Origin of the sequence: Bacillus sp. PAMC26543 (assembly GCF_014250375.1) — a bacterium.
GTDB lineage: Bacteria > Bacillota > Bacilli > Bacillales > Bacillaceae > Bacillus > Bacillus halotolerans.
This window is the reverse complement of sequence record NZ_CP060193.1, coordinates 635,106-649,765: the sequence shown is the minus strand read 5'-3', so window position 1 is coordinate 649,765 and position 14,660 is coordinate 635,106. Positions and strand designations below refer to the sequence as shown.

At 41.5% G+C, this 14,660-nt stretch carries 11 protein-coding genes and 1 pseudogene; 3 read left to right on the top strand and 9 right to left on the bottom strand.

All coding sequences use genetic code 11. The features are described 5' to 3' along the window. Positions 1–26 precede the first annotated feature (26 nt). The 8 genes from tuaD to H7F27_RS03155 all read right to left on the bottom strand — a co-directional run bounded on the left by tuaD (position 27) and on the right by H7F27_RS03155 (position 10,586). Complete coding sequence (tuaD, locus tag H7F27_RS03190; RefSeq protein ID WP_095712900.1) at positions 27–1,412, bottom strand: UDP-glucose 6-dehydrogenase TuaD; 1,386 nt, start codon at positions 1,410–1,412, stop codon at positions 27–29. A 61-nt stretch (positions 1,413–1,473) separates the two neighbouring features. Then, a complete protein-coding gene (tuaC, locus tag H7F27_RS03185; protein WP_101859861.1) occupies positions 1,474–2,643 on the bottom strand; it encodes a teichuronic acid biosynthesis protein TuaC in 1,170 nt (389 codons plus the stop codon). Continuing rightward, positions 2,640–4,091 carry a teichuronic acid biosynthesis protein TuaB gene (gene tuaB, locus H7F27_RS03180; protein ID WP_103671370.1) on the bottom strand — a complete coding sequence of 484 codons (1,452 nt, stop codon included), beginning with the start codon at positions 4,089–4,091 and terminating at the stop codon, positions 2,640–2,642. The genes tuaC and tuaB overlap by 4 nt, the downstream gene beginning before the upstream one ends. A 49-nt stretch (positions 4,092–4,140) precedes the next feature. Then, entirely contained in the window at positions 4,141–4,797 is a 657-nt protein-coding gene (locus tag H7F27_RS03175) for a sugar transferase (protein ID WP_024123040.1), read from the bottom strand. A 316-nt stretch (positions 4,798–5,113) separates the two neighbouring features. Continuing rightward, complete coding sequence (locus H7F27_RS03170; protein WP_185847898.1) at positions 5,114–6,466, bottom strand: IS1182 family transposase; 1,353 nt, start codon at positions 6,464–6,466, stop codon at positions 5,114–5,116. 138 nt (positions 6,467–6,604) lie between these two features. Then, positions 6,605–8,095, bottom strand: a complete 1,491-nt coding sequence (gene lytC, locus H7F27_RS03165; RefSeq protein WP_185848553.1) for an N-acetylmuramoyl-L-alanine amidase LytC — start codon at positions 8,093–8,095, stop codon at positions 6,605–6,607. Positions 8,096–8,136: 41 nt separating this feature from the next. Next, on the bottom strand, positions 8,137–10,254 hold the full coding sequence (locus tag H7F27_RS03160; protein ID WP_185848552.1) for a SpoIID/LytB domain-containing protein: 2,118 nt from the start codon (positions 10,252–10,254) through the stop codon (positions 8,137–8,139). A 23-nt stretch (positions 10,255–10,277) separates the two neighbouring features. Further along, complete coding sequence (locus H7F27_RS03155; RefSeq protein WP_101859858.1) at positions 10,278–10,586, bottom strand: putative periplasmic lipoprotein; 309 nt, start codon at positions 10,584–10,586, stop codon at positions 10,278–10,280. Between the two features lie 183 nt (positions 10,587–10,769). Here H7F27_RS03155 and H7F27_RS03150 point away from each other — a divergent pair, with 183 nt between their 5' ends. After that, a complete protein-coding gene (locus tag H7F27_RS03150; RefSeq protein ID WP_024123044.1) occupies positions 10,770–11,690 on the top strand; it encodes a polyisoprenyl-teichoic acid--peptidoglycan teichoic acid transferase TagU in 921 nt (306 codons plus the stop codon). A 40-nt stretch (positions 11,691–11,730) separates the two neighbouring features. Here the strand turns inward: H7F27_RS03150 and wecB are convergent, their stop codons facing one another. Further along, positions 11,731–12,873, bottom strand: a complete 1,143-nt coding sequence (gene wecB / locus H7F27_RS03145; RefSeq protein WP_024123045.1) for a non-hydrolyzing UDP-N-acetylglucosamine 2-epimerase — start codon at positions 12,871–12,873, stop codon at positions 11,731–11,733. A gap of 238 nt (positions 12,874–13,111) precedes the next feature. On the opposite strand from wecB, the gene galU reads away from it, so the two are divergent. Beyond that, positions 13,112–13,990, top strand: a complete 879-nt coding sequence (galU, locus tag H7F27_RS03140; protein ID WP_010332089.1) for a UTP--glucose-1-phosphate uridylyltransferase GalU — start codon at positions 13,112–13,114, stop codon at positions 13,988–13,990. A 376-nt stretch (positions 13,991–14,366) separates the two neighbouring features. Further along, positions 14,367–14,562, top strand: a pseudogene (locus tag H7F27_RS21115) (hypothetical protein). The last annotated feature ends 98 nt before the right edge of the window (positions 14,563–14,660 follow it).

Below are 14,660 nucleotides of genomic sequence, written 5' to 3'. Positions count from 1 at the left end.
CTTCAAACAAGTAACCCTTTTTCTTTTTATAAATTGACACTCCCCAAATCCTTAGCCAGTTCTTCCATTGGCAAAGCCGGAAAGTAGCGGTCGGAAGGTTCTGTTCCCCGAACCGCAGGACGGCCGATGGAGTGATAAATGTATCCCGCAGCCTGCATTTCTTCGAGTGAAAATATATTTCTGCCATCGATGATGATTGGCTGTTTTAAAAGCATTTTTGCTTTTACAAGCTCCATTTCTTTTACTTCCGGCCAATCGGTCAAAATAAGGCATGCGTCGGTTCCCTCCATCGCAGCATACACATCTGTGTAATACTCGGTCTGGTCGCCAAGGACTGCTGATGCCTCCGGAATGGCAATCGGATCATATGCTTTCACTTGTGCGCCCAGCTGCTGCAGCATTGGAATGATATCGAGAGCTGGAGCGGACCTCACATCGTTTGTATTCGGTTTGAAGGCCAATCCGAGCACGGAAATGGTTCTCCCTTTTATGCTTCCCATCACAGTTAAGAGCTTATCTACAATGTGAACGCGCTGCTTTTCATTTGTCTCAATGACGGCTTCTATGAGCTTAAATGGATAGCCGGCCGTTTTGGCAATTTGAAGCAGTGCGGTTGTATCCTTAGGAAAGCAGGAGCCGCCAAACCCAATACCCGCTTTCAAGAACTTTCTGCCGATCCGGCTGTCGAGCCCGACGCCGTCAGCAACTTTTGAGACGTCCGCGCCGACTCGCTCGCAAATGTTCGCGATATCGTTAATAAACGAAATCTTTGTAGCCAAAAATGCATTTGCAGCATATTTAATCATCTCTGCACTTTCTAAATTCGTTTTAATAACAGGAGCATGAAAAGGCTGATGCAGTTCCTCTATGATGGAAGCGGCTTTATGACTGGTTGACCCAATGACGGCACGCTCCATATTCATCGTGTCATGAATCGCTGAGCCCTCCCGAAGAAATTCAGGGTTGGATACAACATCAAAGGAGCATCTTCCCTTCGAAGCTTTTTGAATGATAGATTGAACCAGTTTTCCGGTGCCGACTGGGACTGTGCTTTTATTGACAATGATTTTGTAGCCGGTGAGATGTTCACCAATCGTTTTCGCAGCCGCTTTGACGTACGTTAAATCAGCTTCGCCTGTTTTAGACATCGGGGTTCCGACTGCAATATAAATAATGTCTGAAGCCCGAATGGCAGACGGAATATCGTTAGTAAAAGACAGGCGCTGTTCTAACACATTTTTTTCAACTAAATCTGCAAGCCCTGGTTCATAGATTGGGATTACTCCGTTTTTCAGACTTCTGATTTTTGATTCGTTGATATCACAGCAAATCACTTTATTTCCGATTTCCGCAAAGCAGGTGCCTGATACGAGTCCTACATATCCTGTTCCAATGACAGCAATTTTTTTCACAGCCCTCATCCCTCTCCTGTAAATTCATCTTCCTATTTATATTGGTCGCAGTTACTTACGATTAAACAGGTGTTTTCAGAACCATCTGATACTGATCATACAGCGCCCTGGCATTTTTCCCGGCGTCATATTGAGTGTGAATGATTTGATATAATTCATCTGCCACTTCCGGCTGCCATATTTGATCTTGTGCGTATAAAGAGATCGTGTTTGCTAAGGCTTGAGCTGATTTCGGTTCAATCAGCAAATGCCGGTGCTTTCCGAATAATGAAGCCACTCCACCGACATCTGTACAGATGACAGGAACCCGCAGTGCCAGCGCCTCGATCACAACAGTCGGCATTCCTTCGCTATAAGAAGGGAGCACAAACATATCTGCGGCGAGCAAATACTCTCTCACCCTGTGATTCGGCACTTGGCCTGTTACAATATGTCCCTTTTGCATCAGCAAAGATTTTGCGGGGCCGTCTCCCACAAAAACAGCTCGAGGCGCTTCCTCCATCATCTCAATGGCTTCTGACAATTCAAAAATGCCTTTTTCCTTAACGAGCCTGCCCACATAGACAGCAAGGCGCTGGTCAAGCGGGAGTCCGAGGTTTTTTCTGATTTCTTCTTTTGTCTGATCATTTTCCTGAAAACGGCTGAGCTGTATGCCGATCGGTAAAACCGTACTGTCAAAGCCGGAAAGTTTTTTGGTTTCTTCCTGAAGCTTTTCGCTGACTGCAAGAACTGCGGATGCGGAACTAACCGCAGTTTTGAAGGCTTTAAACGCGCCTTTGCTGTAGTGAGGATAGACATTCACATCACTGCCATGCAAAGTTAAAATATACGGAATCCCGATTGTCTTTGACACGACTGCCGCAGCCCCGCCCGACGGCATAGCAAAGTGCGCATGGATCAGATCAGGGTTCAAGTCATGCTGTTTAATGGTTTTTAAAACAGCTGCCCCAATGCGCCGGTGCGGCTGAGCCCATTTCAGCTGGCCGGGAACAGCGGGATAGAAAGGCCGGTAAACCGGGATTCCTTTCCGTATCTCATATTCTGGTCTGGCATCCTTTTTTCGGTATGCCTTTTTCAGCATACGGACAGGCGCAGGGTGAAAAGGTCTTGGGCATATCACGGTGATATCCAGCCCGAGCTTCAGCAGCTCTTGCACCTGTGTTTCATGAAACACACCCTCGCCGGGTTTCAGACTGCTTGGATATACGCTTGTGATCCACAAAATCTTCATGACAAACGTCCTTTTCTTAGTAGTTTGCTTTTCATCTGAGGGTACGCTTTACCCAAAAGAAAGAGATAGCAGAGCGCCCCGGCCGCCACTGAAATTGCCAGCCTCATTTCCGCCTGCAAGCTGAAGCGTTCTGTTCCTAAACTCGCGCCGAACGCGATAACGGCCATACCCGCTGTGATCAGAAACGGCTTCATAACGGCTTTAAAATAAGCTGAAAGATTGAGCTTAATGACATATGCCAGCAGCCAGCGACCGATTAGAAAATTGAAAACGCTGATGACGGCATATACCCAAGCTACAGTCAGAAGATTGCCCGTCTGAACAGCTGCAAACAGCGACAAACCATACAGCAGCATGACGCCGGAGTCCCAATAAAAAGCCAAATCCGCTCTTCCTTTAGCAAGAAGCACAGAACCATTCGGATTCATCAGCACCCTGAGTATCCCGACGATGGCAAGAACATTCAGAACAGGGACAGCAGCAAGCCATTTTTCTCCGAAAACAGCTGCGATAAAGGCGTCTGACACGGATACGAGCCCGATTAACAGCGGGAACGATACAAGCGCAAGCATTTTTGTCATATTCAGAAAGCCTTCTCTGATCACGCTGTTTTCGTATTTGTTTTTGGCGAAAATGGGAAACGCGACCCGCGTCACAATCGGATTAATTTTCAAAACCGGAATGGTGACAATCTGGTAGGCAAGATTATAAATGCCCAGTGCTTCGGCACCGATAAACCGGCCGATTAAGATCATATCGATGTTCGCTCCCAGCCTGTTCACAAGACGGGATGAAAGCTGAAAGGCTCCAAAGGAGAAGAACTCCTTCATTCCCCTTAGATCAAAAACAAAGGATGGACGCCATTTTTTTTGGTATACAGCCCAGAATAAAATCCCTTTACTGGACTGCAGCAGCACCTGAGAAACCACGTACGCCAAAATCGCATCCGTCATAAAAACCGCTATCGCTAAATATCCGAAGGACAATACATTTGAAAAAATCTCTATTTTGCTTAACGTATTAAATTGCAGCTCCTTCTGCAGCATATACTGGTACTGCTGTCCGATCGGAGCTATCAAAAACATAATCCCCAAAATCCTGATGAGAAACACAAGCTCTTCTCTTTGATAAAATCCCGCAATGACGGGACTGCACACATATAAAAGCACAAACAGCAAAATGCCGGTCATAATGTTCAGCCAATACAATGTTGACAGCTGGCGCTCCGTGGCGTCATCTCTTTGAATTAACGCGGCGCCAAATCCCATATCAAGCACAATCTGGGCGAATATTGTAACCGTTGTGATCATGCCGACGAGTCCAAATTCCGTTAAGGTCATCATATTTCCAAGCAAGGCAAACTGAACGATTTGAATGATTGTAATACAGATTGTTGAAACACTTGTCCACTTTGCGCCGCTCATGATTTGTTTTGTAATACTTGGCATCATATTCCCTACTTCTTTTTAAGCTCAGTTTGATGGCGAATGCAGATGTTTATCTTGCACCATCACCTGTCAAGACTACTTTACAAGTTTTTAACATAATTTTTAATTCCAACATGAAAGTCAGATTGCGAATGTAATATAAATCAAATATAAGCTTTTCCTTCGGCGTCATGTCGTAACCGCCGTTCACCTGCGCCCAGCCGCTCAATCCCGGTTTGACAGCCAGACGCTGTGTAAACCCCGGAATCTCATTCTGGAACTTTTCCGTAAACACTGGACGTTCCGGGCGAGGTCCAATCATGCTCATATCGCCTTTCAGCACATTAAACAGCTGAGGAAGCTCGTCAATTCGCGTTCTTCTGATAAATGCTCCAATTCGTGTCACCCGCGGATCCTGCTTCTGCGCCCAAACCGCCCCAGACTTCTCGGCATCTATTTTCATGGAACGAAGCTTATAAAGCTTAAAAGGTTTCCCGCCTTTTCCTACACGCTCCTGCGTATAGATGGCAGGCCCCGGCGTCTCCAAACAAATCAATATTGAAAATACCGCAATCATTGGCAGAGCAACCACCAATCCAATCAGCGCAAACCAAATATCCATCACGCGCTTTACTGCCAAATAACGAGCCGTTTTTTCTGATAATGCAAATGATGCTTGCTGCACTGAGAATTCGCGACTCACATTCATGCTTTTTTCTGCACCCACTGACACACACCTCACGATTTGTTTGGGATGTTATGATGACCTATGCCAGTCAGTTTAGCAGACGGATGTTAATTGGTTGTAAATGGATTGTTAAGAAGTGTGAATTACGTGTTTTTTCTGATAAATTATATTAATGTTCTTTATCATTTTATGTACAAGCCCTTGTTTTAATCATTTAAATGATAAAAAAAAGAGACAAATCTGTTATTTAGATTTGTCTCTTCAGCTTGTAGAGAAAACGATGTTTTTTCTACAAGCTTTTTTGTTTCTTTAGATGCTTATTGTATTTTAGATACAGAAAAAGGCTCCCACATATCTATCCCTGCTTGGATAGGTATGTGGCAATCTTCTTCATGTTCTGGCATGCGGCTGTGAGGAGAACTTGTTCGCTCACATTTCGTTGTCCCCTCAACCTGCAATAGCGAAGCCCATGCAGCTGTTTTGAATCTGCAAAGCTTCGCTCTATTTTTTCTTTTCTTTTTTTGTAGAGGTTTTTTCCTGAAACAGACAAGCGATTTTGTCTGACCTTTTCTTTATGGTCTTCCCATACATGCCGAGTAATCACTTTCTGCCGATTCTTTGATTTTGTACAGTTTTCAAGCAGCGGGCATGAGGAACATATTTCAGGATTTGATTTATATGTCCGGTAGCCTTTTCGGTCAGTTGTTGAGTACGTAAGGGTTTGCTGGTTCGGGCAAATATATCTGTCTTGTTCACTGTCGTAATGAAATTTCCATTTTGGAAACAAGCCTCGGATAGGGTGATAAAGTCTATGTGCGATGACACCAAAGATTTGTCGGTCAGATAATCCTTTACAGATCGGAGTCGTTAAATATCCGGAATCAAGGGCGACGGCTTCTACTTGAAACCCAAATCGTGCGATTTGGTGATCCAATCGGTCAAGATAGGGCACAGAATCATGGACATTTCCAGGTGTGACATAGGTATCTGTGATAATGTTGTATTTCATATCTGTTGTGCGGTGATCTAAATAGAAAAAACCTTCTGGTTTGTTTTCACGATACAGATATCCACTTTCCGGATCTGTTGTACTATGGCGGATCTCTTTTTCAGCTTTCACCTCCTCTTTGATTGTTAATGGCTTTTTTCCGTGTTCCTCCCGATCCTCTTGAATGGCTTCATTTAAATCTTTGATATAGTTTTGGGTATCCTGCGCAATTGTTTTTCTTGTGTATTTATGCTTGTTGGCATTGGCTTTCAGATGAGTTGAATCGGTGAATAGGACACGTCCGCCCACCATGTCATGATTGATGGCCTGAAGAACGATCTCATCAAAAATGTCTTGGAAGATGGTTGTATCTTTAAAGCGTGTGCGTCTGTTCCAGCTGATGGTGGAGTGGTGCGGAACCGGGTCATTGATATTCAGTCCCAAAAACCATCTGTACGCCATATTGTAGTAAATTTCTTTTTCGAGCTGTCTTTCTGAACGGATACCGTAGAGGTAGCCGATAAACATCATTTTGAATAAAATTAGCGGATCAAGTGAGGGGCGGCCTTTGTTTTCGCTGTAGTAGGGTTTCACCTTTTCAATGATGAAAGAGAAGTCTATGTGTTTATCAATTTTACGAAGCAGATGATCCTCTTCGACGAGTTGGTCAAGCAGAACAAATTCGGCTGCATTTTGAGAAGAATTTCTTGTGTGCAACATGAGAAAGACACCGTCCTTGTAAGTCTTTCTTTTATTTTATTACATGAGAATGGATATTTTAAGAAAAAATAAAGGCTGTCGAGATTTTCTCGACAGCCTGAAGAGACAAATCTGTTATTTAGATTTGTCTCTTTATTTTTATCTATAATATGAAACTGTACCATCATGAATAGCTTGGGCGGCTTTATCTTTATAAACTGCTTGTTTCAGTTTACTTGCGTCGGCTGCATTTGTGATGAAAGCAGTCTCAACTAAAACGCTTGGCATTTTAGAATATTTGATAACATAGAATCCGGCTTGCTTGACTCCACGGTCTCTTGTCCCAAGATTAGCTGCAAGTTTCGGCTGAATTTGGTCTGCTAATCGTTTGCTTTTTGCTGCCTGATATGTTGTGTCGTAATAGGTCTCACTGCCGTTTGGAGATGAGCTATCGTTGGCATTCGCATGAATACTGATGAACAAATCAGCTTGGGCAGAGGCTGCCTTACTTACTCTTTCCTGTAAAGAATAAAACGTATCATTAGATCTCGACATTACCGGAAGAGCACCAGAAGCATTTAGCTTCGTATTGACCCTTTTCGCTATATCAAGGTTTACCTCTTTCTCAAGCAGTCCATTTCCTACTGCTCCCGAGTCTTGATCTCCATGGCCTGGATCAATAAAAATTGTTTCACCTACAACAGGATTCTTTAGCTGATTAGCTACTTTAGTGCTTATAGCTGGAGTATTTCCGATTATCGTAAAGTTTGACATGTTTTTGCTGCCGATAATTTTTCGTGCGCCGCCAGATAAATTTTCACCATTAGTCAAAATAAGAGATTGCTTGTTCTTTGCTGCCAGAGTGGCTCCTGCGATTGAATCTGGATAGCTAAAACCATTACTTACATATACTGTGCTCGTTGACAGGTTTAGTTTTTGTACAATATTAGCGGCAAGCTCGTACCTGTTTGAACCGCTAATTCTTGTAGGAGAAGGCAACTTGTTATACACCGTATTATTAATACTTCCGGTACCTCCTGCAACCACAGTACTTGTAATTCTCTTATCTTTCAACACTGCTGTTGTCGCACTATTTATAGAGGTTTTGTTTGTAAACAGAATAGGATAGCCATTTTTAGCTGCATAAGGGATGATCCCTGGAGCATCAGCATATAAAAACCCATTTAAAATGACAGCTTTTGAGGTTGCGTTCATTGCTCTTGCGACCCGTGCAGCTGTATCATAGCGATTACTTCCTGCAATTCGTTTAATACTAATGCCTAAGCTTTTGATCTGATTGGCAGTATTAGAAGAAACAGCTGGCGTACCACCTACAATAATCACATTTTTTGTTCGCATTTCTTTTAGCCTTGTTTTCGTCTCAGAAGAGAGCTTATCAGCATTTGTGTAAAGCAGCGGTGCATTCTTCTGATAAGCAAGAGGTGCCGCTGAAATGGCATCTGCGTATGAACTTCCTCCAACAATAACCGCTGTACTCGCTGTTGAGTACATCTGCTTTGATATTTGAACTGCAGTCCCGTACCTATTACTTCCTCCCACTCTTTTAACCGAATTATCGGCCAATGCTGTTGGTACAAAAAGAATGAGTCCCAGAAAACACATTGTTAGGACCTTTATATAAGAACGCAATTACTTTTCCTCCTTAAATGGCCTTTAGCACCTTAAAATAATTAATAACTTGTCAGAGTTGTCCCAGGATAGTAAAATTTCAAAATTGAACTATATGAATCTCCTGCTTCTGCTCTTGCCTTAGCTCCATATTGACTCATTCCGATGCCGTGCCCGTAACCTTTGCCGCTGATTGTGTACTTTGAAGTGTCTTTTTTTACAGTCACATAAGTACTTTTAAAAACAGTTGCACCAATCATCGTTCTTAGCTGAGTTGTCGGAACAGTAATGGTTGTAATTTTACTTAAGTTGTAGGAGCCAGTATTGCTTTTAACAAAATACTTAACTTTCATAGATGCTGTTTTTGCACGTTGTCCCTGTGTTGTACCGCTAAAGCTCAAATCTTCTATACTCGCAATTTTTACAGAAGCTGCTCCTGTTTCTTTATTTTTCAAGATCCAATTTTTAACCCCGGATAACCTTGCAGCATCAGTTTCAGTTGCTGAAGACCACCAAGAAGACGGCTTATTTAAGTCAAGCGAATTCGTGTCAAGCTGTTGTTTTGAGAGAGTAAGCGTCCAGCCTATTTGAGGATCCTTAGAATCTTTCTTCGCAATTAAGTAAGGTACACTTGATGACCAGACTTCGTTGCTCGCTTCTGTATAACCCCCATTGCTTGAAGAATAAGTTGCTGTTATAAGAGATCCGTTATATTTCAGAACTTTTCCTTTTGTCTGCTCAACCGCTTTATTGGTGTTTGAATTCCAACTATATCCTCCATAAACTTGAAAAGCTGTTGTATCAGGTACAGTAGTTCCCGTTTTTGTTATGGAGTAGGTTCTCGCAGCCACAGTCTGTGCTTTTAGGGCTTCAAGTGACCAGCTGGCAGGCATTTCATTTGGAATAACCCCTTTTAAATAATCCTCAAATGGAATATTTTCGTTAACCGGTCTGATATATTTAGTAGATTCAATAGAGAAATTAACCGTTCCAAGATACTGATTTCCGTTAAGACTTATTCTGTTAGAAGTCGAGTACTTTTCAGGTTTAATCCTCAGAGAGTTACTATATGTTTTTATATTTTCGAGATTTAATTTCCCATTGTTGATTTTCAGAGTATAGTTGCTTCCGCCGGCTAAATAAAATTCATCGGCAAGTGAATTCTCGACTTCTGCAGAAATTGAACTGGTGCTTCCAATAAAGTCGTATGCATATGTGGCTTTTTCTTTTGTTATGCTTTTAGCTGCCGCAGGAACACTATCTTGTTTAATAAATAAAATTTGGCTGTTTTTCTTCGCAGCAAGCGAAGCACCTACTAATACGTCTGCGTACTTTGTTCCGTTCGTCATTACGACTTTATCAGCCTTCAACTTTAATTGTTTAATAATATTTGCTGTGAGTTCATATCTGGTTGATCCAGGTATCCTCTGTACAGTTGAAGTTTTTTTTATTTCATTTTCTACACTGTCACTGACACTAAATGAACTGCCGATTATAATCACTTGTTTTGGCAAATCATAATCCGGAAGTTTATCCTTCTCAGTAAGCAAAATAGGATATCCCTGTGCCGCAGCATAAGGAGCTATGGCTAACGCATCTTGAAATACCTTTCCGGTTACAACGATAGCTTTATCATAGCTGCCCATCTGTTTAGCGATATTCTCAGATAATACATATCTATTTTTTCCGCTTATCCTTTTAACTGAGCCATACGATTTCAGCTTGCTTTCTACATCTTTTGAAATGCTGCGTGCTCCCCCAATGACTAAAATATTGTCCGGGTTAAATTTAGCGATTTGTTTTTCAGTAGTTTTCGTTAACGTATCAGGCTGAGTAAATAAGATTGGTGCATCTAGTTTTTTTGCTAATGGGATAACAGGCAATGCATCAATAAATATATCCCGATTTACCAAAATAACTGTATTAGGATTTTTCCACTGACTGCCGGATGCAAGAGTCGCGGTTTCGTATCGTGAAGCCCCTGCAAAACGATCTGTTACAGCAACATTATCTCCAGTTACTTTATAAAATCCTGTTGGGGATAGACTGATACTTGATTTATTACCGATATAGTTTGACAATTTGACTGAAATGTTTGAGTCTGCTGCAAAAGTTACTGTTGGAATAAATAGTAAGATTGCAGCAAGTGAACATACGATCAAGCGTTTGCAAGAATTCAAGATTTCAGTTTCCTCCTCATATCTTAGTTGGTACGTTCAATATCTTTTAACAGAAGTTGACCCTCGCCATTTTCTTCATATTTCACCGTAACTTTATCGCCATTATTGAATTTTTCAAGCTCACTTGTTGATTCTTCAGTAATATCAAGAACAACTGGCTCGTTATCAACAGTTACTTCAATTGTGTGGGTATCTGCTAAGCCTACATAAACGCCTTCTTTCATTTCGATATTACTGTCTGTTGACACATCTTCACCTTGGCTCTTTTGATTATCAGCCCCGCAACCTGCAAGGAGCAGTATAAAGAACATTAAACCAATCAATTTTTTCATTTTTCTCACCTCATTATGTTTTATCGTCAGTCATTTAATATTTTAAAGAAAAATTAAGAAACAGTGAAACTTTTTTTTATAAAAATCGACTATTATAGGATTTTGTTTCTTCTATTAAAAAGAGTTGTATTTACTGGAAATTTCAATCATAATCAAATTAACTGAACAGATGGGGTGCAAAGAATGAGAAGTAAACGCAGAAAAAAGAAAAAAACCTTATTACTGACGATATTAACCATTATTGGAATCCTTGTGTTAGGGACAGGCGGTTATGCATACTACTTATGGCATAAAGCCGCTTCAACTGTGGCAAGTATTCATGAAAGTATTGATAAATCCAAAAAGAGGGATACAGAAGTTAATATCAATAAAAAAGACCCGTTTTCTGTTTTAATTATGGGGGTGGATGAACGTTCCGGCGATAAAGGACGCGCCGATACGCTCATTTATATGACCGTTAACCCAAAAACGAACACCACAGATATGGTCAGTATTCCCCGTGATACCTATACAAAAATTATCGGAAAAGGCACGATGGATAAAATCAACCATTCGTACGCATATGGCGGTACACAAATGACAGTTGACACGGTTGAAAATTTCCTCGATGTTCCGGTCGATTATTTTGTAAAAGTCAATATGGAAAGCTTTAGAGACGTGGTTGATACACTCGGCGGCATCACAGTTAACAGCACATTTGCGTTCAGCTATGACGGTTATTCATTCGGCAAAGGAGAAATCACACTGAACGGAAAAGAAGCATTAGCGTATACACGAATGAGAAAAGAAGATCCAAGAGGAGATTTCGGACGTCAGGACCGTCAGCGCCAAGTGATCGAAGGAATCATTAACAAAGGGGCAAATATTTCTTCCGTTACAAAGTTTGGAGATATGTTTAAAGTCGTTGAAGATAATGTGAAAACCAATTTGACGTTTGATAATATGTGGGATATCCAGTCCGATTACAAAGGCGCCCGAAAACATATCAAGCAGCACGAACTGAAAGGCGAAGGCACAAGAATCAATGACGTCTATTACTATAAAGCAGATGAGAGCGAGCTAGCTGACATCACAAATGAACTGAAAGAAAGCTTAAAAAGCTAAAACAAAAAGAAGCTTCGCACCTATGTGCAAAGCTTCTTTTTTATTTACCCGTAAAAGAGTCCGGATGTTCCTTCCGATATCCGTAGTGAAACAGCAATTCCTCTACAATCCGGCGGGAGGCCTGTCCATCACCATACGGATTTGAAGCATAGGACATTTTCTGATACTCATCAGCGTCAGTTAAGAGCCCTTTTGCAAGCTGATAAATGTTCTCCTCATTTGTCCCTGCAAGTTTAAGCGTCCCTGCTTCCACTCCTTCAGGGCGCTCCGTCGTATCACGAAGCACAAGAACCGGTTTCCCGAGCGATGGCGCTTCTTCCTGCACTCCGCCGGAATCAGTCAAAATGAAATGGGATTTTGCCGCAAAGTTATGGAAGTCAATCACTTCTAAAGGCTCAATCAGATGCACTCTGTCAGAGTCGCCAAAATGCTTTTGAGCCGCTTCCCGGACAACAGGGTTAAGGTGCACAGGGTAAACAACCTGTACATCATTATATTCCTCTACAATTCTGCGGATGGCCTTAAACATGTTTTCCATCGGCTCACCTAAGTTTTCACGGCGATGAGCGGTCAGCAAAATCATCTTATCCTCACCAACCTGGTCAAGGACAGGGTGTGAATAACCTTCCCTAACTGTTGTGCGAAGCGCGTCAATCGCTGTATTGCCCGTTACAAAAATAGAATCGGCCTTTTTGTTTTCTTTTAACAGGTTGTCTCTTGCCTGTCCTGTCGGTGCAAAATGCAAATCAGCAATAGCACCGGTCATTTGTCGGTTGAGCTCTTCCGGAAACGGAGAATATTTATTGCCTGTGCGAAGACCGGCCTCCACATGCCCGACAGCAATTTGATGATAAAACGCGGCAAGGCTTCCGGCAAATGTCGTCGTCGTATCACCGTGGACAAGCACAATATCAGGCTTGATGTCTTTAAACAGCTCGTCCAATTTCACAAGTGCATTTGACGTAATTTCTGCCAGCGTCTGCCGCTCCTTCATAATGTTCAAATCAAAATCAGGCTTAATCCGAAACGCTTCAAGCACCTGATCCAGCATTTGTCTGTGCTGGGCAGTCACCGTTACATAGGACTCTATTTCAGGGTATTTTTTTAATTCAAGCACGAGCGGCGCCATCTTTATCGCTTCCGGCCTGGTTCCGAAGACGGTCATGACTTTTAGTTTTTTCATAATTGTCACCTGGTTTCTGCAAAAATAAAATCATATCCTTATTCTACATGAATTTGTGTCATTTTAAATCATTTCCTATTGGTTAAGTGATCTTTATCGCTTTAGAAACTTAAGGATAAAACTTGTTTAAAAATGGTTTATCCTATATCATAAAAAATGTGTCAAAACACAATGAACAGGGTAAATAGAAAATAGTTTTAGCCATAAATATTTTCGTTAATAAGGAAGGTGCCTTTAAATGAAAAAAGTACGTAAAGCGATAATTCCAGCAGCAGGACTAGGAACGCGTTTTCTCCCGGCTACGAAAGCAATGCCGAAAGAAATGCTTCCTATCGTAGATAAGCCAACCATTCAATACATAATTGAAGAAGCTGTTGAGTCCGGTATTGAGGACATTATTATTGTAACAGGCAAAAGCAAGCGTGCGATTGAGGATCATTTTGATTACTCTCCTGAGCTTGAAAGAAACCTTGAAGAAAAAGGAAAGATTGAACTCCTCGAAAAAGTGAAAAAATCTTCTAATCTGGCTGACATCCACTACATCCGCCAAAAAGAGCCTAAAGGACTTGGACATGCTGTATGGTGCGCTCGTAACTTTATCGGCGATGAACCTTTTGCGGTTCTGCTTGGAGACGATATCGTTCAGGCGGAAAAACCAGGATTGCGCCAGTTAATGGATGAATATGAAAGAACACTTTCTTCTATTATAGGTGTTCAGCAAGTGCCTGAAGAAGAAACTCACCGCTACGGTATTATCGATCCGCTGACAAGTGAAGGCCGCCGTTATCAGGTGAAAAACTTTGTTGAGAAGCCGTCTAAAGGCACAGCACCTTCTAACCTTGCTATCTTAGGCCGTTACGTATTTACACCTGAGATCTTTATGTACTTAGAGGAGCAGCAGGTTGGCGCAGGCGGAGAAATTCAGCTAACAGACGCCATTCAAAAGCTGAATGAAATTCAAAGAGTGTTTGCTTACGATTTTGAAGGCAAGCGCTATGATGTCGGCGAAAAGCTCGGCTTTATTACAACCACTCTTGAGTTTGCGATGCAGGATAAAGAACTCCGCGGACAGCTCATTCCATTCATGGAAAACTTATTAAACAAAGAAGAAATCTAAACAAAAAGGCTATTGGACATTCATCCAATAGCCTTTTTTTATTTCAACATCAAGGTCAGTGTATGCTCTTCATTATCAACCGCAAAAACCTGATCAGCAATATTCCAAAAATCAGAAATAGATGTAAAATAATCTGGTTACGGCCTGCAGCAGAAATTGATAATCTCTGACTAGCACACTGATTGTAGAGTTAAACAAACTAGAAGAAAACATAAATACAATCATGCAGACTCAAATAGTAAATATATTGTATCCAATGCAAGCTAGGGTAATACCGCTTGCTAAAAGGACAATGACATAAACACCCATCATTACAAAATAACTAAATAAATTTGCAATAAACGGATCGGAAAAATTAATTTTCACAACCATATTGATGCGCTCAAACACACTGTTTGATCCATCAAGAATCGTCGGGATAATAAAAAAACGGCATCAAACCAGCCAGCATCCAAACGATAAAAGGCACTTCTCCGATACCTGTTATGACCGGCTTGCTGTTGCGTATTCAAATACAAACCAGTATGCCAGTTAGAATAAGAGGATTTAAAAACTGCCACAATACACCATGATAACTTATCTTTGGGTTAAAGAAATTTGAAAGCACCGGTGAATATTGTAACATATATTCAATCCTTTTTCATATAATAGTTGGCATAGCCACTAGTCA

What these genes read in the sequence shown, in the direction of transcription:
- H7F27_RS03170 (WP_185847898.1), bottom strand. Translation starts at nt 6,466, where the DNA reads ATGTTGCACACAAGAAATTCTTCTCAAAATGCAGCCGAATTTGTTCTG.
- wecB (WP_024123045.1), bottom strand. Translation starts at nt 12,873, where the DNA reads ATGAAAAAACTAAAAGTCATGACCGTCTTCGGAACCAGGCCGGAAGCG.
- H7F27_RS03150 (WP_024123044.1), top strand. Translation starts at nt 10,770, where the DNA reads ATGAGAAGTAAACGCAGAAAAAAGAAAAAAACCTTATTACTGACGATA.
- tuaB (WP_103671370.1), bottom strand. Translation starts at nt 4,091, where the DNA reads ATGCCAAGTATTACAAAACAAATCATGAGCGGCGCAAAGTGGACAAGT.
- tuaC (WP_101859861.1), bottom strand. Translation starts at nt 2,643, where the DNA reads ATGAAGATTTTGTGGATCACAAGCGTATATCCAAGCAGTCTGAAACCC.
- H7F27_RS03155 (WP_101859858.1), bottom strand. Translation starts at nt 10,586, where the DNA reads ATGAAAAAATTGATTGGTTTAATGTTCTTTATACTGCTCCTTGCAGGT.
- galU (WP_010332089.1), top strand. Translation starts at nt 13,112, where the DNA reads ATGAAAAAAGTACGTAAAGCGATAATTCCAGCAGCAGGACTAGGAACG.